The organism is Rathayibacter sp. VKM Ac-2926 (genome assembly GCF_022815565.1).
In the GTDB taxonomy this organism is placed as follows: domain Bacteria; phylum Actinomycetota; class Actinomycetes; order Actinomycetales; family Microbacteriaceae; genus Rathayibacter; species Rathayibacter festucae.
In genome coordinates this window covers 40,623-59,114 of sequence record NZ_JALGRS010000011.1, presented here as the reverse complement: position 1 = coordinate 59,114, position 18,492 = coordinate 40,623, and the positions used below count along the sequence as shown (strand labels likewise).

The window sequence follows — 18,492 nt, the reverse complement described above, 5'->3', positions numbered from 1 at the left end:
GCGACACCGCCTGGACGAACGGTGCGGGACGCGCCGGGGAGATCAGAGAGCGAGGACGCGGGCCGCGGCTTCGGCGAGGGCCCGGCCGTAGGAGGGTCCGTGGCCGGCGGCGTGCACCGCGAGCGGATGGAGCTGGTGCAGCGGCACGCGGTCCTCGGACCCGGGCCGGAGCGGGTGGACCTCCTCGTAGCCGGCGAGGACGTCGTCGAGCCGGGGCAGCCCGAAGAGGGCCAGCATGGCGAGGTCCGTCTCGCGGTGGCCGCCGTGCGCGGCCGGGTCGATCAGCACCGCGCCCTCGTCCGACCACAGCACGTTGCCGTTCCAGAGGTCGCCGTGCAGGCGCGCCGGGACGTCGTCGTCGTCGAAGGCTCCGGCCCGGACGAGGTCGAGGGCGCTCTCGACGGTGCGGGCGTCGGCGGAGGACAGGTTCCCCGCCTCGAGGGCCGGGCGGAGGAAGGGCCGGACCCGCTGCTCCGCGTAGAACCGGCCCCAGGAGTCCTCCGGAGTGCAGGGCATCCTGCGGCGTCCGATGAAGGCGGGGCCGGACCAGCCGGCCGGCGGCGCACCGAAGGCGGCGGCTCCCGCGTCGTGCGTGCGCGCGAGGGCGCCTCCGAAGCGCCGGGCGGCCTCCCGCGTCGGGCGGGCGGAGCGGACCTCCTCGAGCTCGATGCGGCCGGGCTCGACGAGCAGCACCTCGGCGCAGCGCGCTCCCCCGGCCTCCTCGGCCTCGGCCAGCCAGCGCAGTCCCGCCGCCTCCCACTCGAAGAACTGCGCGGGAGCGGACGGGTTCGTCTTCACGAAGGGCATGCCTCCCACGCTAGTCAGCCTCCGCCGAGCGGATCGAGACCGGGGCCGACCTGCACCGGGAACGACGAGAGGGGCCGCCCGCCGAAGCGGACGACCCCTCTCGAGAGATCAGTAGGAGAACCTACTTGACGATCTTGGTGACCGTTCCGGCACCCACGGTGCGGCCACCCTCACGGATGGCGAAGCCGAGGCCCTCCTCCATGGCGATCGGCTGGATCAGCGCGACCGTCATGTCGGTGGTGTCGCCGGGCATGACCATCTCGGTGCCCTCGGGCAGCGTGATGACGCCGGTGACGTCGGTGGTGCGGAAGTAGAACTGGGGGCGGTAGTTCCCGTAGAACGGGTTGTGACGCCCACCCTCGTCCTTGGACAGGATGTACGCGGTGCCCTCGAAGTCCGTGTGCGGCGTGACCGAACCCGGCTTGACGACGACCTGGCCGCGCTCGACGTCCTCGCGCTTGGTGCCGCGGAGGAGCAGACCGCAGTTCTCGCCGGCCCAGGCCTCGTCGAGCTGCTTGTGGAACATCTCGATGCCGGTGACCGTGGTCTTCTGCGTCGGGCGGATGCCGACGATCTCGACCTCGGAGTTCAGCGAGAGGGTGCCGCGCTCGGCGCGACCGGTGACGACGGTTCCACGACCGGTGATCGTGAAGACGTCCTCGATCGGCATGAGGAACGGCTTGTCCTTGTCGCGGATCGGGTCCGGGACGGAGGCGTCGACGGCGTCCATGAGGTCGAGGATGGACTGGGTCCACGCCTCGTCGCCCTCGAGGGCCTTGAGGCCGGAGACGCGGACCACGGGGGCGTCGTCGCCGGGGAAGCCCTGCGAGGACAGCAGCTCGCGGACCTCGAGCTCGACGAGCTCGAGGATCTCCTCGTCGTCCACCATGTCGGCCTTGTTCAGGGCGACGAGGAGGTACGGCACGCCGACCTGCTTGGCGAGGAGGACGTGCTCACGGGTCTGAGCCATCGGGCCGTCGGTGGCGGCGACCACGAGGATCGCGCCGTCCATCTGAGCCGCGCCGGTGATCATGTTCTTGATGTAGTCGGCGTGACCGGGGGCGTCGACGTGCGCGTAGTGGCGCTTCGGCGTCTCGTACTCGACGTGCGAGATGTTGATCGTGATGCCGCGCTGGCGCTCCTCGGGAGCGGAGTCGATCGACGCGAAGTCACGCTGGACGTTGGTCGCGGACGGGTACTTGTCCGCCAGAACCTTCGAGATCGCCGCGGTGAGGGTGGTCTTTCCGTGGTCGACGTGACCGATGGTTCCGATGTTGACGTGCGGCTTGGTCCGCTCGAACTTGGCCTTAGCCACTGTGGGTCCTCCTCAGGACTTAGGTGCAAGCATCCGCATCCGACGCCGCACGGGGCGGCACGAGGACAGGAGGACTTGCGGGGGTTTTGTGTAGGTATGTTACCGGCAGTGGTCGCGCGGGCCATCCGATGAGGATCCGAGGCGCGCAGAACGCGGCAGCAAACCCGCACGACACTACCAGGCCCGCCGCGGTTCCGCAGAACCGCGGCGGGGGTGGGACGAGTGCTACTCGCCCTTGTTCTTCTGGACGATCTCCTCGGCCACGGCCTTGGGGACCTCGGCGTAGGTCTCGAACGTCATCGAGTAGACCGCGCGGCCCGAGGTCTTCGAGCGCAGGTCGCCGATGTAGCCGAACATCTCGGACAGCGGGACGTTGGCCTTGATGACCTTGACGCCCGCGGCGTCCTCCATGGACTGGATCATCCCGCGACGCGAGTTGAGGTCGCCGATGACGTCGCCCATGTACTCCTCGGGCGTGCGGACCTCGACGGCCATCAGCGGCTCGAGGAGGACCGGCTGCGCCTTGCGCGAGGCCTCCTTGAACGCGATGGAGCCGGCGATCTTGAACGCCATCTCCGAGGAGTCGACGTCGTGCGCCGCGCCGTCGGTCAGGGTCGCCTTGATGCCCACCATGGGGTAGCCGGCGAGGACGCCGACCAGCATGGCGTCGCGGATGCCCGCGTCGACCGAGGGGATGTACTCGCGGGGGACGCGACCACCGGTGACGCCGTTGACGAACTCGTAGGTCTTGTCGGCCTCGACCTCCATCGGCTCGATGGAGATCTGGACCTTCGCGAACTGGCCCGAGCCACCCGTCTGCTTCTTGTGGGTGTAGTCGTACTTCTCGACCGTGCGGCGGATCGTCTCGCGGTAGGCCACCTGCGGCTTGCCGACGTTGGCCTCGACGTTGAACTCGCGCTTCATGCGGTCCACCAGGATGTCGAGGTGCAGCTCGCCCATTCCCTTGATGACCGTCTGACCGGTCTCCTGGTTCTGCTCGGTGCGGAAGGTGGGGTCCTCCTCCGCGAGCTTCTGGATCGCGGTGCCGAGCTTCTCCTGGTCGGCCTTCGTCTTGGGCTCGATGGCGACCTCGATGACGGGCTCCGGGAAGGTCATCGACTCGAGCACGACCTGCGCGGTCGGGTCGCTCAGGGTGTCACCGGTGGTGGTGTCCTTGAGGCCGATGACGGCGTAGATGTGGCCGGCGGTGACCGAGTCGACCGGGTTCTCCTTGTTGGAGTGCATCTGGAAGATCTTGCCGATGCGCTCCTTCTTGCCCTTGGTCGAGTTGATGACCTGGGCGCCGGAGTCGAGCTTGCCCGAGTAGACGCGGACGTAGGTGAGGCGACCGAAGAACGGATGCACCGCGACCTTGAACGCGAGCGCCGAGAAGGGCTCGGTCGAGTCCGCGTGGCGCATGATGACCTTCTCCTCGTCACGGACGTCGTGCGCCTCGATGGCGGGGACGTCGAGCGGGGAGGGGAGGTAGTCGACGACCGCGTCGAGCATCGGCTGCACGCCGCGGTTCTTGAACGCGGAGCCGCAGAGCACGGGGTAGATGTCCGAGTTGACGGTCAGCTTGCGGATGGCGCCCTTGATCTCGGCGACCGTGAGCTCCTCACCGCCGAAGTACTTCTCGAGCAGCTCGTCGGAGGTCTCCGCGACGGTCTCGAGCAGCTTCTCGCGGTACTCGGCGGCCTTGTCGGCCAGGTCCGCGGGGATCTCCTCGATCTCGTACTTCGCGCCCAGCGCGACGTCACCCTTCGAGTCGCCGCGCCACGTGAGCGCGCGCATCTCGACGAGGTCGACGACGCCCTCGAAGCTGGACTCCGCGCCGATGGGCAGCTGGATGACCAGCGGCTTGGCGCCGAGGCGGTTGATGATCGTGTCGACGGTGAAGTAGAAGTCGGCGCCGAGCTTGTCCATCTTGTTGACGAAGCAGATGCGCGGGACGTCGTACTTGTCGGCCTGACGCCAGACGGTCTCGGACTGGGGCTCGACGCCCTCCTTGCCGTCGAAGACGGCGACGGCGCCGTCGAGGACGCGCAGCGAGCGCTCGACCTCGACCGTGAAGTCGACGTGACCGGGGGTGTCGATGATGTTGATCTGGTTCTTGTTCCAGAAGCACGTCGTCGCGGCGGACGTGATCGTGATGCCGCGCTCCTGCTCCTGCGCCATCCAGTCCATCGTGGCGGCGCCGTCGTGGACCTCACCGATCTTGTGCGTGATACCCGTGTAGAACAGGATGCGCTCGGTGGTGGTGGTCTTGCCGGCATCGATGTGGGCCATGATGCCGATGTTGCGGACCTTGTTCAGGTCGGTGAGCACATCTTGTGCCACGGAGTTCCTCCGATAGGTGATGGAGCCAGCGCAACGGGTTCATGGCCGATCGGCTGGGATCGTGATGGTGGCGGTCGCCCGTCCACGCCGGATCCGAGGATCCGCCGCCGGGTCCGGGACCGCGGCGCGCGCACTGAGGCGCGCGCCGCGGGACCGGGGGTCGCGCTCGCCAGAGGCGGGCGCGGGGTGCGCTACCAGCGGTAGTGCGCGAAGGCCTTGTTCGACTCGGCCATCTTGTGGGTGTCCTCGCGACGCTTGACAGCGGCGCCCAGACCGTTCGACGCGTCGAGGATCTCGTTCATGAGACGCTCGGTCATCGTCTTCTCGCGACGGGCCTTCGCGTAGCTGGTGAGCCAGCGGAGGGCGAGGGTGTTGGCGCGGTGCGGCTTGACCTCGACGGGGACCTGGTAGGTCGAGCCGCCGACGCGGCGGCTGCGGACCTCGAGGGTCGGACGGACGTTGTCGAGCGCCTTCTTGAGCGTGACGACGGCGTCCTGGCCGTTCTTGGTCGAGACTCCCTCGAGCGCGCCGTAGACGATGCGCTCGGCGAGGCCCTTCTTGCCGTCCAGGAGGATCTTGTTCACGAGCTGGCTGACGACCGGGGCGCCGTAGACGGGGTCTGCGACGACGGGGCGCTTAGGAGCGGGTCCCTTACGAGGCATTACTTCTTCTCCATCTTCGCGCCGTACCGGCTGCGAGCCTGCTTGCGGTTCTTGACGGCCTGGGTGTCCAGGGCGCCGCGAACGATCTTGTAGCGGACACCGGGGAGGTCCTTCACACGACCGCCGCGGACGAGCACCATCGAGTGCTCCTGGAGGTTGTGGCCCTCACCGGGGATGTAGGCCGTGACCTCGGTGCCGTTGGAGAGCTTCACGCGGGCCACCTTGCGGAGGGCCGAGTTCGGCTTCTTGGGCGTGGTCGTGTAGACGCGCGTGCAGACGCCGCGCTGCTGGGGGTTGGCCTTCAGGGCGGGCGCCTTGGTCTTGGTGACCTTCGGCGTGCGTCCCTTTCGGACCAACTGCTGAATCGTTGGCACTGATTTGCTCCTTGAATGCTGCACGGTGACAGCGGATCGATGGTCGACATTCGGCCTGCCCGCTACCGGGACGGCCGAGTTCATCTGGACCCGACTCCCTCTCGGCACCGACGAGCGGAACCGGGGAAGGGGAGGGGTATGCCGTGGGGGCCGCCCGATCGGACGAACCCGCGGGTCCTCGCGGACCCGGTGGAGCGAAGCGCGGCACTGTGCCGGCCCGGAGGCACGACACGAGCGCACGACAAAGCGCACACCCGAAGAATATTACGGGGAGTGACGGGGGCGGTCAACTGGACGGCGTTCGCCCTGGGCGAGAACGCCGCCCGGGAGCCTCACTCGCGCTCGTCGCCCTCCCAGCCCCAGTGCGGGGTCCCGCCGCCGGCGTCGCGGCGGGCGAGCATCGCGAGGAAGAGGATCTGCACCGCTCCGGCCAGCACGCCCGCGGCGATCGCGAACGGCGTCGCGGCGTGGTCGACGACGAAGCGGAGGATGGCGCCCGGCTCCCCCAGGCCCAGGCCGTAGATCGCGCCGCCGACCAGGAGGAAGAGCGCGTAGACGACGACCGCCGTCAGCAGCGAGGGGCCGACGAGACGGCTGACGCCGGGCCGGGCGGCGAGTGTGATCATCGAGACGAGGACGGCGAGGACGCAGACCGCCACCACGACCGGGCCGAGGATCGGGCCGGCGTCGCGCTCGGGGACGACGTCCTGGTCCAGCAGCAGGCTGAGCACGCCGAACGCGCAGACCACGAGGGCGAGGTAGAGGAAGGACGCGAACGCCGCGAGGGCGATGCCGTAGCCGAGCCCGGCGCCGCGGCCCTGCTCCCCCGGGCCGGCGGGCGTCACGACTGCGCGGCGGCGTCGCGCTCGGCGTTGCGGCGCTTCACTCCCCGCGCGCGGCCGGCGATGAGGCTCCCGCCCCAGACGCTGACCTCCCGGGCGAGCACGGCGGCCGCGGCGACGGCGAGGAGGGTCGCGGGGTCGCGGAGGAAGTCGACGACGGCGGTACGGTCCTGCGGCACGGCGAAGCCGCCGACCGCGGACCAGGCGCCGACGAGGGCCGCCGCGCCGGCGAGCAGGGCGACGAAGAAGCCGCCGAGGACGTAGGCCCACCAGCCCGCGCGATTGACGGCGAGGACGATCAGGGCGAGGCCGACGAAGAAGGCGGCCACCGGGAGGAGGAAGACGGCCGTGGGGCCCTGCGCGAGCGCGATCGCCACGGGGTCGCCCTCGACGGCGTCGATCAGCACGCGGATCGCGGTGAGGGCGACGAGGTACAGGGCGGCGAAGACCGCGGTGGTGAGCAGGGCGATGGCCAGGCCGGCGAGGCGGTTGCCCTTCCGGCGGGCGGGCTCCGGCTCCGGCTCGACGGAGCCGAGCGGGGACGGCGACGCGGGCTGCGCCTCCTGCACGGCGGTGGCGCCGGTCGCGGGACGTCGGCCGCCCGGCTCCGGCTCGGGCCAGACGTACTCCCGGGTCGGCTCGGCCCCGTCGCCCGTCGTCGGCATCCGCGTGGTCTCGGCTTCGCTGTTCCCCGTCACTCCGACAGCTTAGGCACGGGTCCGCGCGGGACGAGCGACCGCCGCGCCCACCCCGGGACGGGGGACGCCGCTGCGCTACTCGAGCGGGTGCAGCAGGCGGTGCAGGAACTGCCGGGTGCGCGGCTCCTGCGGCTCGCGGAGGATCTGCGCAGGGGCGCCGCGCTCGACGACCACCCCGTCCGCCATGAAGACGACCTCGGAGGCGACCTGCCGGGCGAACTCCAGCTCGTGCGTGACGACGAGCATCGTCCAGCCCTCGCCCGCCAGCTCGCGCATCAGCGAGAGGACGTCGCCGACCAGCTCGGGATCGAGCGCCGACGTCGGCTCGTCGAAGAGCAGCAGGTCGGGCTGGAGCGCGAGGGCCCGGACGATGCCGACCCGCTGCTGCTGGCCGCCGGAGAGCTCGAAGGGGTAGGCGCCGCCGCGGCCGCCGAGACCGACGCGCTCGAGCAGCGCCTCCGCCTCCGGGACCACCTCGGACGCCGGGCGGCGCTGCACGCGGAGCGGGCCCTCCGTGACGTTCTGCAGGACGGTGAGGTGCGGGAAGAGATTGAAGTGCTGGAAGACCATCGCCGAGCGGTCGCGCAGCGCGGTGAGGGCGCGCTTGCCGACCGGCCCGCCGAAGTCGAGCACCGAGCCGTCCGCGAGCTCGAGCAGGCCGCCGTCGGGGACCTCGAGGCTGTTCAACGAGCGCAGCACCGTCGTCTTGCCCGAGCCGGACGGGCCGATCAGCGCGATGACCTGACCGCGGCGGATCTCGAGGTCGATGCCGCGGAGGACCTCGACGCCGCTGAAGGACTTGCGCAGCCCCGTGGCGCGGAGGACGGGGCGGTCGCCGTCCGCGGGGCGGCCTGCGGTGCCGGAGGAGGCGTCAACGGGCGACATAGCGGTCCAATCGCTTCTCGAGGAGGCTCTGGCCGCTGGAGAGGACGAGGCAGATGAGCCAGTAGATGAGGGCGGCCTCGAGGTAGAGCAGCATGAACTCGCTCGAGGCGGTGGCGATCTTCTGCGCCTGGCGGAAGAGCTCGGTCACCAGGATCAGCGAGGCGAGCGAGGTGTCCTTGACCAGCGAGATGAACGTGTTGGAGAGCGGCGGCACCGAGACGCGCGCGGCCTGCGGCAGGATGATCCGCCTCAGGGCGAGACCGCGGCCCATGCCGATGGTGTGCGCCGCCTCCCACTGCCCCTTGGGCACGCTGAGGATCGCGGCGCGGATGACCTCGGCCGCGTAGCCGCCGACGTTCAGGGCGAAGGCGATGATCGCGCTCGGCCAGGGGTCGATCTTGACGCCCAGGCTGGGCAGGCCGTAGAAGATCACGAAGAGCTGCACCAGGAGCGGGGTGCCGCGGATCACGGAGATGTACGCCCGGGCGATCCAGGCCAGGACCTTCACCCGCGAGAGGCGCATCAGCGCGACGGCCAGCGCGAGGGCCAGGCCGAGCACGAAGCTCGACAGCGCCAGCGGGATCGTGCCGACGATGCCGCCCGACAGGATCGGCCAGAACGACCTGAAGAACAGTTCCATCTTGTCTTCTCCCGCCGGAGGCGGGAGAAGACCGCGGTCGGCTTGTCGAGGTGGATGCGTGGGGCAGAGCGGGTCGCGTCCGCTTCCGAGAAATGCTGGCACGCATTTCTCGGGGCCGCTCGGCCTTGCGAAGCGGGGGTGTCGGCCGACCCATGCTGGTCGAGCAGCCCCGGAGGGGCGTATCGAGACCCACCGTGGCCGAGACGGTGGTCTGCGGACTCGCGTCACGGCGACGGTGGATCTCGATACGCCCGCTGCGCGGGCTACTCGATCAGCATGTCGCAGCCGACCGTCGGAAGCGGCGACCAGCGCCGCAGGCGTCCTTCTTGCTGGTCGAGCAGCCCCGGAGGGGCGTATCGAGACCCACCGCCTGAGGCCTGGCTACTGGGAGACGTCGGCGCCGAAGTAGCGCTCGGAGATGGAGGCGAGGGTGCCGTCGGCCCGCAGCTCGTCGAGGGCGCCGTCGACCGCGGCGACGAGGTCGTCCGAGCCCTTCGGGAAGGTGAAGGCGCTGGAGGAGCTGTCGTCGGTCGTCACGGCGACCTTGAGGCCAGCGGCCTGGTCGGGGTAGGTCGTCGACCAGTCCAGCCAGGTGAGACGGTCGTTGAGGGTCGCGTCCACACGGCCCTGCTCGACGAGGGCGACGGCCTGGGCCCAGCCCTCGACGCCCTCGACGGTCGCGCCGCTGTCCTGCGCGAGCGTGTACCAGTTGCTCGAGAGCGACTGCGCGGTGGTCTTGCCGGAGAGCGAGTCCAGCGAGGTGATCTCGGTGTCGTCGGCCGGCACGACGACCACGCCGGGGCTCACCGAGTACGGCTCGGAGAAGTCGTACTTCGCGCTGCGCTCGTCGTTGATCGAGACCTGGTTGGCGATCACGTCGAAGCGGCCGCCGTCCAGTCCCGCGAACATCGCGTCCCACTGCGTCTCCTCGAACTCCGGCTCGACGCCGAGCTTCTCGGCGACCGCGGTGATCACCTCGACGTCGTAGCCGGTGAGGTCGCCCGTGCCGCCGTCCGCGTGGAAGGAGAACGGGGAGTAGGTGCCCTCGGTGCCGATGGTCAGCTTCCCGGACTCCTCGACCTCGGCGAGCGTCAGCCCGGAGGCGGTCGAGGCGGTGCTGTCGTCGCTGGAGCCGGAGACCACGTCGTCGGTGGAGGCGGGGGCGCAGCCGGCGAGGACGAGGGCGGCGGCGGCCGCGGTCGTGCCGAGCAGGATGCGCAGCGAGGTGCGGGCGGGGAGGAGCGTCACAGTGTCTTTCCTTCGGTGCATCGCGGTGTCTCACGACCGGATCGCGGCCGGAGCCGCGCACGGTTCGGTGGGGTGGGGAGGAGCGGACGGCGATCGATCGCACGCGTCCGCACCCTCCACCCAACCAGCGGGAGGGGGACCGCTATTCCCGGATGTCGCCGTGTGACGCCGGACGGGCACCGAGCCCCGCGAGGAACGACTCCGCGCCGGCGACCTCGTCCGCCGTCAGGCCGGCGGCCGCCTCGGGCACGATCAGGTGGAAGGGGGTCTCCTGCTCGCGGGCCCAGTCGAAGGCGTCGCCGCGGAGGTTGTCGTCGATCCAGACGACGGCGTCGATCGCGAACCTGTCCTCTGCCTGCTCGAGCCAGACGGCGACGGGCTGGAGCTTGCCGGTCTGCCCGGGGAAGCGCGGGTCGCGCGGGAGGCCACCGCCGAAGACGATCGCCTCGGTGCCGGCCGGCAGACCGAGATCGTCCGCGAGCACCGAGGTGAGCTTCGGCGGCCAGGTGGTGGCCCAGACGATCGTGCCGACGGCGGCGAGGCGGCGCACCAGGTCCTCGCGCTCGGGCTCGAGCATCAGCCGGTGGCCGCCCGCCGCGCGGTCGCTCGAGACGGACGGGTTCAGGACGCCGTCGACGTCGAGCAGGATGAGGGCGACCATGGCTGCAACCGTAGCCGCGGCCGCGGTCCGGCGCGAGGCGGGAGCTCCCGCTAGCGTGGGCGGGTGCCCCCCTCCGCCCGTCTCCCCGGTGGAGCACTGGTCTCGCTCGAGCCCGACCCGATCCGCGAGGGCTCGCTGGTGCTGGAGATCGACGGCTCGGAGCAGTCCCTGATCGATCTCCGCGCGCCCGAGCAGCTCGGCCTCGAGTACCTGGCCCGGCTCGGCTCCGCGGTCGACGCGCTCGGGCCGGCGGGAGCGCCCGTGACGGTCCTCCACCTCGGTGCGGGCGCGCTGGCGCTCGCGCGCTACGTCGCCGCCACCCGCCCTGGCTCCGAGCAGACGGTCGTCGAGCGCGCCGCCGGGCTGGTCGAGTTCGTGCTGGCGCACGCACCGCTCCCCACCGGGACGAGGCTGCGCAGCGTCACCGCGGACGCCGCCGGACCCCTCGCCGTGCCGCGGGCCGACCTCGTCGTGCTGGACGTCTACGACGGCGACGAGATCCCGGAGCCCTTCTACCGCACCGAGGTGCTCGGCGGTCTCGCCGGGCTGGTCGAGGGCGTCGGCCTGCTCGCGGTCAACGTCGCCGACGACGCCGATCACCGGCGCCTGCGGCGGCTCCGGCGGGAGGTGCAGCGCGTGCTGCCGGTGGTCGCCGCCGTCGGTCCGCTCAGCTACGCCGAGGGGCGCGGGAGCGGCAACGCGATCCTGCTCGCCTCACGAGGCGATCTCGCCACGCACGCCGCCGCCCGTCTCCTGCAGGCCGGGCCGCACCCGGTCGCGGCCGTTGCGGATCGCGACGTCATGCCCGTCGAGGTGGCGGTAGAAGTCGACCCGTGACTCCAGCGCGATGCCGGCGTCGAGGTACTTCGCCTTGATCCGCTTGATGTAGGTGCGCACGGTGTGCTCGGCGATCCGCATGTCGAGGGCGACGTCCTTGACCGCCGTGCCGGACCCGTAGGAGCGCATGACGCGGCTCTCCTGCCGGCTGAGCACGGGCCGGCGGTGCTCGCCGGCGGCGAGGAAGCGGTGCCGGGCCGCCTCCGAGATCCAGGAGCGGCCGGACGCGACCGACACCAGGGCCGCGACGAGCTCGCCCGGCTCGTCGCCCTTCCAGACGAAGGCGGTGCGCTCGAGGCGGAGCACGGCGCGGACGGCCTCGAGCGAGTCCGACGCGGACAGCACCACCAGGCCGCGATGCCGCGCGCTGACCTCCGCGAGCGTGCTGGTCAGCACCTCGGGCGCGACCCGGTCGAGGTCCAGGACCGCGATCGTGTCCGCCTCGGCGGCGTCCGGGTCCGCGGCACTCAGGTGCGGGAGGACGTCGACGAGGAGCGCCGCGAGAGCCGCGCGCTCGATGGACAGACCGCTCACCACGGTCACAGCGAACTTCTCGAATTCCGCCACGGAAACCCCTTGCGAGGACGGTCGGGTCCGTCCTGGATCGAACCGTAGCGAAAGGAGGACCGGCCGAGCCACGCACGGGACATTCCGTCCCGACGACCATCAGCGCATCTCCGCCGACCGCGGATCCCCCTCCTTGCTCGCACTCCGCCCAGGAGGGCTAGTCTCCGTGACGATGAACGACTCCGACGAGACCGCCCTCCGCTCGACCCGGATCCCCGCCGACCAGGTGCGGACCCGGATGCTCCGCGCCGCCCGCGAGGTCATCTCGGCCCACGGGCTCACGGTCGGCTTCGCCCACCTGCCGATGGAGGAGTACATCCGCCTGGCCGCCGTGCCGCGCAGCTCGGTCTACCGGATCTGGAGCACGCGGGAGGAGTTCGTCGCCGACCTCATCGGCGAGATCTTCGTCGCGGACCGCTTCGCCGACGGCGCGGATCCCGACGCCCAGCGGGCGATGACCGAGGTCTACGAGCGCTCCTCCGCCCACCTCGGCACCGCGGCGGGCCGCCGTCAGGTGGCCTGGGAGATGATCCGCATCGGTGCGAACTCCAGCGTGGAGACCCTTCGCGCCTCCGTCGACTGGTCCTCCTACAACGCCCTGCTGGCGTGCACCTTCTCGATGGAGGAGGGGCCCGCGCGCGAGGCGGTGCGCGCCACCGCCCGCCGGCTCGAGACGATGCTCAGCCAGCGGCTGCGCGACTACTACCAGGACGTCCTGGACCAGTTCAGCGCCTCACTCCGGCCCGGCTTCACCACGCTCCAGCTCGCGCACCTCACCGCGATCGTCACGGACGGGCTGGTGCACCGCGGGCGGCTGCTCGACGACGAGCTCGACGCCGTCGTCACGGCGCCCGGCCTGGACGGCGAGCCCGTCGAGTGGAGCCTCACCGCCTGGACGATCCGCTCGATCGTCGACGGGATGCTCGAGCCGGTCGCCGAGGACGAGCCTCCCGCCGACCGCTAGAGCGCGGCGTCCTCCGCCGGTGCGGACCCGGTGGGCGCGGACGGCACGGGCTCGCAGAAGCCGTCGATCAGCATCAGCGTGCCCGCCACCACGAGCGAGGGCGAGTCCGGCCGGCCCGGATCGATCGGTCCGGTCACCAGCTCGGGCGCGGCGATCCGGGCGACGCAGAGTCCCTCGACGAACGACGAGATCGCGGAGGCGAGCACGGCGTACTCCTCCTCCCGGCCCGAGCGCAGGCGCAGGCCCGCCTCGGCGAGGGTGTGCCGGTAGTACTTCGCCATGTTCTCGATGAAGTGCACCTGGCGCGAGTGCAGGGCCTCGTGGATCGCGACGCGGGCCGACTCCGAGTGCGAGTCGACCGCGCCGATCAGGGCGACGAAGTTACGCCAGTGCTGGGAGGCGAACACGTTGTCGTAGTTCGCCTCGATCGCGACGGTGAGCGAGGCGACGAGGATCTCGCGCATCTGCTCGGGGGTCGGCTGCTCGGCGAGGCGGCGATGCAGGTACGCGTCCCCCGCGGTGAGCGAGGTGGGGTCGAGCCGGGCCGTGAGGATCCGCTCGGGGATCGCGGCGACCAGCTCGTCGTAGAACGCCTGGCGGGTGGGCCAGATCCGGTAGACCGTGCTGCGCGGCACGCCGGCGGAGCGGATGACGTCCTCGAGCGGCAGGTGCGAGACGCCGACGCGCAGGCCCTCCGCGCGGACGAGCGCGAGGGCGGCGTCGAGCAGCCGGGTCCGGACCTGCTCACGGCTCAGACGGGCCGGTCGCGGCGGGACCTCGGGCGGGGTGTCGGTGCCCATCGTGCCTCCGGAGGCGGGTGAGCGGGGCGGCTTCGGCGTCCCCGGTGCACCCGAGCGTAGACGATCGCCGACAGTCGTCGCGCACATCGGCTACTCGGGAGGTCACAGAGGCAGCCGGACGCGCGGGACGGGCGCGGCTCGCGCTCGGCGTGCGAGCCGCGCGAGCCGCGCTGCCTGTCCCCCAGGCGGCCGCCCCTTCGGCCGATCTCGACCGTAGGCGCTCGATCAGGGCGGCGTCAAAACTCCGGACATCATGTCCCGCCGGTCAGGGGCGGAAGGGGCGGCGAGGCTCGTCCGACAACGGCAGGAGGTGCTGCCCGGCGCGCACGGCGCCGAGGCGCGGAATGCCGAGCTCGTCCGCCACCGCACCGGCGACCTCCGCCTCGGCGTGGCCGGCGAGCTCGACGTTGCGCATCAGCTTGGCGTGGTGGCAGGGGCTGGCGTCGATGGCGACCACCATCGCGGAGAAGCGCAGCGCGTCGCCCAGCCGCGCCATCGGGTTCAGCTCCGCGAGCACCGACGGGACGTCCGGCATCGACAGCAGCGTGTAGTAGCAGGTCGACACGACGTAGTCGTCGACGCCCGCCTCGGCCGACGGCGGCGCGACGATGATGTCGCCGAGCGACACCGAGCCCGTCCGCGAGCCCAGGACCGAGGCGATGGTCACGCGGATGTCGCCGGCGAGCGAGACCACGCGCACGCTCTCCGGCCACGGCGGCAGGGCCGCGAGCTGCGTGGAGCCGGTGCGCAGGGCGATCCCCGCCTGCGAGGACAGCGCGTCGATCATGGGCATGCCCGTGCACTCCCCCGCGTTGCCCGCGTCCTGCGAGGCCGCCGCGCCGCAGGAGGCGAGCAGCGCCGAGAGGCCGAGGCGCGACTGCGGCTCGAGTCCGCCGACCACCGCGGGGCTGACCGTGCCGGTGGAGTCGATGATCTGGCCGAGGCGGAGGGCGAGGTCCGAGCCCGTGTTGGGCGTGCCGAAGGTGACGACCTCGCGCACCATCGACTCCACCGGCACGCCGTCGACGCTCTGGCTGAGGGCCTGGCGCGCGGCGAGGCCGCCCATCGAGTGGGCGACGACGACGGCCCGGTGGCCGGTCGCGGCGGTGAGGCAGGCGATCGAGGAGGCCAGGGCGTCGGCGATGCCGGGATCGGTCACCCAGCGGGCCGCGAGATCGCGGTAGTCGAAGGTGTAGACGACGGCGCCCTCGGTGTCCTGGAACGCGCCGATGAGCGAGCGCTGGGAGGTGGTGACCGGCTGGTCGACGCCGTTGGTGGCGATCAGGTCGACCAGGTGCGAGAAGGCGCCCGTGCGCGACGCGTCGTGCGTCGCGGTGCCGAGCCAGCCGTGCAGCACCAGGATCGGCACCAGCGAGGCCGCCGCCGTGGACTCGACCTCGTCGCCCGGGAGGACCGGGGCGAGCTCGGCGATGCCGCAGGTCGCCGGCGGAGGGGCGGCTGCGGCGGCCGCGGCGACCGCGGTGCCCGACGGTACGACGACGGCACCGACCACCACGAGAAGGGCGGCCAGCAGGGCGATCAGGACTCTCATCCGCACGTTTCCTCACCGCCGCGACCCCTGCTGAGCGGGTTCAGGGGATCGACCGGACGAACGTCCCAGAAGTCAATCATCCGGACGCCCCCGTTCGGGCTCTCTGTCGGGAATCGACGGACCCCCAGTCAGGGTGCCCTTACCGCGCGGCGCGCGAGGCACCCGTCGCGCGTCGCTGTGCCCGCACGGTGCCGCTGACGACGAAGGGCCCCGCCGGTCTCCCGGCGGGGCCCTTCGTCACTCAGACCGTGCTCAGCTGTAGTTGCCGGGCTCGTAGCCGTCGCTCGAGAACGAGTCGAAGTCGACGAACGAGAGGTCCGCGTCGCTGAACGCGGCGTCGTCGGCGAAGATGCGGTTGGGGTACCGCTCGGCCTTCGCCTCCTCCGTCGCCTCGACCGACACGTTCCGGTAGCGGGGCAGACCCGTTCCGGCCGGGATCAGCTTTCTTGACCCGCGACACGAAGGCTGTCACGCTTCCGCAATGGAGCGTAAGAGCTCCCCATGGCCACGGGTACTGACATATACAGGACGGGCAATGCCATACGATTATCAGACGTCATCACTTTGGCGACGAACTCTCGGCTCTACTGACTTCGGCGAGAATCAACCTACAGTAAATCGACTTCGAGAAGCCTATTTCGACTTTCGAAGTAACGCAAAACTCCTCGCCGAAGACATCAAGATCTCCATGCCTATGTTCACGGACCACGGCATCGAGCATATAGACTCGCTCTGGGATATGGCCTCGATGATCGTCGACGATGATTTCCCTCTGAACCCGGCGGAAGCATTCATCCTTGGCGGCGCTTTCTTGCTGCACGATCTCGGGATGGGCCTCAATTCATATCCTGGTGGAAAGGACGCCGTCGAAGCAGATCCTACATTTGCACGTGTACTGGAATCCGGCGTGACAGATCCTCCAACAGCGGCGGAAGACGCATCGAATCGCGAGCTTGCTCTGGTGACGACACTGAGGCTGCGACATGCAGAGCAGGCCGCGCGCCTAGTGGACCAAGAATTCGAAACAGATTCAGGACGCAAAGTAACACTTCTTGCCCAGGAAGATCTCCGTCGTTTCTTTGGGGACGATATTGGACGAATTGCCCAGAGTCATTGGGTTTCCGTCGACGAGCTTCCATCTTTTGTGGCCGACAAACACGGGACAGACGGTTCACTCCCCGGCGAGTGGAACATAGACCCGCTCAAGCTTGCTTGCATTCTGCGCCTGGCAGACGCCAGTCATATCGACAGTAGGCGCGCCCCGCTAATGCTTCACGCGTTTCGACCGCAGGTCGGAGTGAGCAGAGATCACTGGGTATTTCAACAACGACTCAACCGCCCCATTGTAAACAAGTCTCGACTTGAATACACATCCAGTAGATCATTTCCTGAGTCAGAATCGCGCGCGTGGTGGCTCGCCTACGACACACTAAAAATGATTGACTTTGAACTCAAACAAGTAGACGCCGTGTGTCGCGACCTCGGCCGCAAACCGTTCAAGGTGAATTCGGTGGCCGGAGTCTCGACGCCAGAACGACTCGCGTCACTCGTCAAGACCCAGGGCTGGACCCCGATTGACGCAACCCTGAAAGTCTCGAAAGTCAACACCGTGGTGGAAACGCTTGGTGGAGCTCAACTTTATGGCGACAATCCAACTATCCCCCTGCGGGAACTGATCGCGAATGCGGCAGATGCCAGTCACCTCTATGCAGCCCATTCCCAACGCGATGTTCCCGCAGTGAGCATCAGGCTTTACCAGCACGGTGGATCCGACTGGCTTGAAGTCGAAGACCACGGCATCGGTATGACGCAGCATCAGATGGCTGAGTCATTGTTGGACTTCGGCAGGTCACAATGGAAAGCTACAACCAACTCGGACCTCGCTGATTTACCCGCGGCGTCTTTTCGACCTCGCGGAAAGTTCGGGATTGGCTTTTTTTCTGCATTTATGATTGCGGATCGCGTGGAAATTAAGTCTCTGCGATATAGGCAGGGTTCGTCGGAGACGGCAATGCTGGTCTTTGAAGATGGTTTGGCCGGTAGGCCACTTTTCCGAAACGTTCCTGTGCGCGAGGAGCTCACTCAGAATGGCACCCTCGTCAGACTAAGATTAAAAAATCCTCCGCTCTCCGAAAAGGGCTTACTGGAAACGGATGCAATTGAGCAATCCGTTTCGCAAATGGTGCGGGATATGTTGATTAACATGTGTGCCTTGCTGGACGTTGATCTGAAGTTCGAGGGACCGGACGATCGAGACGCGAAGAGACTTATTGAAGCCAACGAGTGGAGCACACTACCCGCCGACCAGCTTTTCGATCGTATCTACACTTTCGATATGAAGAACCCGAATTATCAAAAGATGTACATCGAATGGCGAAAGTACTTCATTGAAAATGAGCAGTCTTTGTTCGACGAAGATGGACGCGTAATTGGTAGGGCGGTTCTGGCTAGCGGTTTAGAAAACGAATCGACAGCTGACGTGTGGTGGTGGCCGGCACCAGACGCCAAAACATATGTTGGCGGCTTGCTCAGCGACTATGTCTACAACTGCCTTGGCGCCTTTTCAGGCGCACCGCTCAAAGCTGATCGCAACTCCTCCTTTCCTCTAGCCAACCCATCCGAGCTACAGCGATGGGCTAGTACTCAGATTGACCTGATGGACCGGAAGAGATTCGCCTCATCTTCGACCCGGTATGGGGCCGCCGACCTCGGTCGCTCTGTCGGCGTTTCTTTGCCAAGTATGCCTTGCGGAATTTTACGGTCAGGAGAAATATCGCCTGACCAGCTTGGGGATTGGCTATCAACGCGAAACGAAGTGGTAATCATCCCGGATTGGGAGATCAACACCTATCACAGCGACTCAGGAAGCCTCGTCTTTCGCGAACGCCAGCAGGGGCGGCAACTGGACTTGCCAGATAACGCTATAGTGATTCGTCTTGGTTCGCGAAACTTCTTCCCGGAAGAGATTCAGAAGACGGCAAAAGACTCGCGCTTTGGTGACTTTGGGGATCTGCGCCTAAGAGAATGGAACCCACGCAACTGGTGGTACCAGTATGGCAAATCCGGCTCAACGGCATTGCTATTGGAACACGTTCTTCAGCAATGGGGTGTGACCCCTCATCAGGTGGCTGAGCATTTTGAGCAGCTTGCACTGGTTTCCGACAAGGATACAAGGGCTCCCATCAAGCTATTTGAGAGTGACCAGACGGTCCCTATCGAAGGATTTAGACTACGACGTCCAACCGAGCAGTCTGAATAGCCAAATCGTTCATCGCGCCACGTGACCGGTGACTGGGCGGA

At 68.6% G+C, this 18,492-nt stretch carries 16 protein-coding genes and 1 pseudogene; 2 read left to right on the top strand and 15 right to left on the bottom strand.

Annotated features, from left to right (window positions below):
- Nucleotides 1-42: 42 nt before the first annotated feature.
- From MT351_RS15075 to MT351_RS20355, 12 genes are all read right to left on the bottom strand, one after another.
- Entirely contained in the window at nt 43-825 is a 783-nt protein-coding gene (locus tag MT351_RS15075; protein WP_279389001.1) for a fructosamine kinase family protein, read from the bottom strand.
- A 103-nt stretch (nt 826-928) separates the two neighbouring features.
- On the bottom strand, nt 929-2,122 hold the full coding sequence (gene tuf / locus MT351_RS15070) for an elongation factor Tu (RefSeq protein ID WP_123445037.1): 1,194 nt from the start codon (nt 2,120-2,122) through the stop codon (nt 929-931).
- A 225-nt stretch (nt 2,123-2,347) separates the two neighbouring features.
- Complete coding sequence (fusA, locus tag MT351_RS15065; RefSeq protein ID WP_123445036.1) at nt 2,348-4,462, bottom strand: elongation factor G; 2,115 nt, start codon at nt 4,460-4,462, stop codon at nt 2,348-2,350.
- A 191-nt stretch (nt 4,463-4,653) separates the two neighbouring features.
- Nucleotides 4,654-5,124 carry a 30S ribosomal protein S7 gene (rpsG, locus tag MT351_RS15060; protein WP_056037355.1) on the bottom strand — a complete coding sequence of 157 codons (471 nt, stop codon included), beginning with the start codon at nt 5,122-5,124 and terminating at the stop codon, nt 4,654-4,656.
- Nucleotides 5,124-5,498 (bottom strand): 30S ribosomal protein S12, encoded by a 375-nt coding sequence (gene rpsL / locus MT351_RS15055; protein WP_011186743.1) that lies wholly within the window; start codon nt 5,496-5,498, stop codon nt 5,124-5,126. The genes rpsG and rpsL overlap by 1 nt, the downstream gene beginning before the upstream one ends.
- A gap of 332 nt (nt 5,499-5,830) precedes the next feature.
- Complete coding sequence (locus tag MT351_RS15050) at nt 5,831-6,343, bottom strand: DUF6121 family protein (RefSeq protein ID WP_123735025.1); 513 nt, start codon at nt 6,341-6,343, stop codon at nt 5,831-5,833.
- Nucleotides 6,340-7,038, bottom strand: a complete 699-nt coding sequence (locus MT351_RS15045; protein ID WP_132436040.1) for a hypothetical protein — start codon at nt 7,036-7,038, stop codon at nt 6,340-6,342. The genes MT351_RS15050 and MT351_RS15045 overlap by 4 nt, the downstream gene beginning before the upstream one ends.
- Nucleotides 7,039-7,113: 75 nt before the next feature.
- Nucleotides 7,114-7,923: an amino acid ABC transporter ATP-binding protein gene (locus tag MT351_RS15040; RefSeq protein WP_132436041.1), complete on the bottom strand. Its 810-nt coding sequence runs from the start codon at nt 7,921-7,923 to the stop codon at nt 7,114-7,116.
- On the bottom strand, nt 7,910-8,563 hold the full coding sequence (locus MT351_RS15035; RefSeq protein ID WP_123445032.1) for an amino acid ABC transporter permease: 654 nt from the start codon (nt 8,561-8,563) through the stop codon (nt 7,910-7,912). The genes MT351_RS15040 and MT351_RS15035 overlap by 14 nt, the downstream gene beginning before the upstream one ends.
- A gap of 381 nt (nt 8,564-8,944) precedes the next feature.
- Nucleotides 8,945-9,811, bottom strand: coding sequence for an amino acid ABC transporter substrate-binding protein (locus tag MT351_RS15030; RefSeq protein WP_374204781.1), 867 nt, complete (start codon nt 9,809-9,811; stop codon nt 8,945-8,947).
- 142 nt (nt 9,812-9,953) lie between these two features.
- Complete coding sequence (locus MT351_RS15025; protein WP_132436042.1) at nt 9,954-10,472, bottom strand: HAD domain-containing protein; 519 nt, start codon at nt 10,470-10,472, stop codon at nt 9,954-9,956.
- A gap of 714 nt (nt 10,473-11,186) precedes the next feature.
- On the bottom strand, nt 11,187-11,876 hold the full coding sequence (locus MT351_RS20355; RefSeq protein ID WP_243582560.1) for a LuxR C-terminal-related transcriptional regulator: 690 nt from the start codon (nt 11,874-11,876) through the stop codon (nt 11,187-11,189).
- A 172-nt stretch (nt 11,877-12,048) separates the two neighbouring features.
- On the opposite strand from MT351_RS20355, the gene MT351_RS15015 reads away from it, so the two are divergent.
- The gene (locus MT351_RS15015) at nt 12,049-12,840 is read left to right on the top strand and encodes a hypothetical protein (RefSeq protein WP_127885906.1); all 792 of its coding nucleotides are present in this window, start codon (nt 12,049-12,051) and stop codon (nt 12,838-12,840) included.
- Here the strand turns inward: MT351_RS15015 and MT351_RS15010 are convergent.
- The 3 genes and pseudogenes from MT351_RS15010 to MT351_RS15000 all read right to left on the bottom strand — a co-directional run.
- Complete coding sequence (locus tag MT351_RS15010) at nt 12,837-13,640, bottom strand: TetR/AcrR family transcriptional regulator (protein WP_132436044.1); 804 nt, start codon at nt 13,638-13,640, stop codon at nt 12,837-12,839. The genes MT351_RS15015 and MT351_RS15010 overlap by 4 nt on opposite strands.
- Nucleotides 13,641-13,905: 265 nt before the next feature.
- The gene (locus tag MT351_RS15005; protein WP_132436045.1) at nt 13,906-15,192 is read right to left on the bottom strand and encodes a triacylglycerol lipase; all 1,287 of its coding nucleotides are present in this window, start codon (nt 15,190-15,192) and stop codon (nt 13,906-13,908) included.
- A gap of 252 nt (nt 15,193-15,444) precedes the next feature.
- Nucleotides 15,445-15,636: pseudogene (locus MT351_RS15000) on the bottom strand (hypothetical protein); the annotation flags it as partial.
- Nucleotides 15,637-15,727: 91 nt separating this feature from the next.
- Here MT351_RS15000 and MT351_RS14995 point away from each other — a divergent pair.
- The gene (locus tag MT351_RS14995; protein ID WP_243582559.1) at nt 15,728-18,451 is read left to right on the top strand and encodes an ATP-binding protein; all 2,724 of its coding nucleotides are present in this window, start codon (nt 15,728-15,730) and stop codon (nt 18,449-18,451) included.
- Nucleotides 18,452-18,492: the final 41 nt, after the last annotated feature.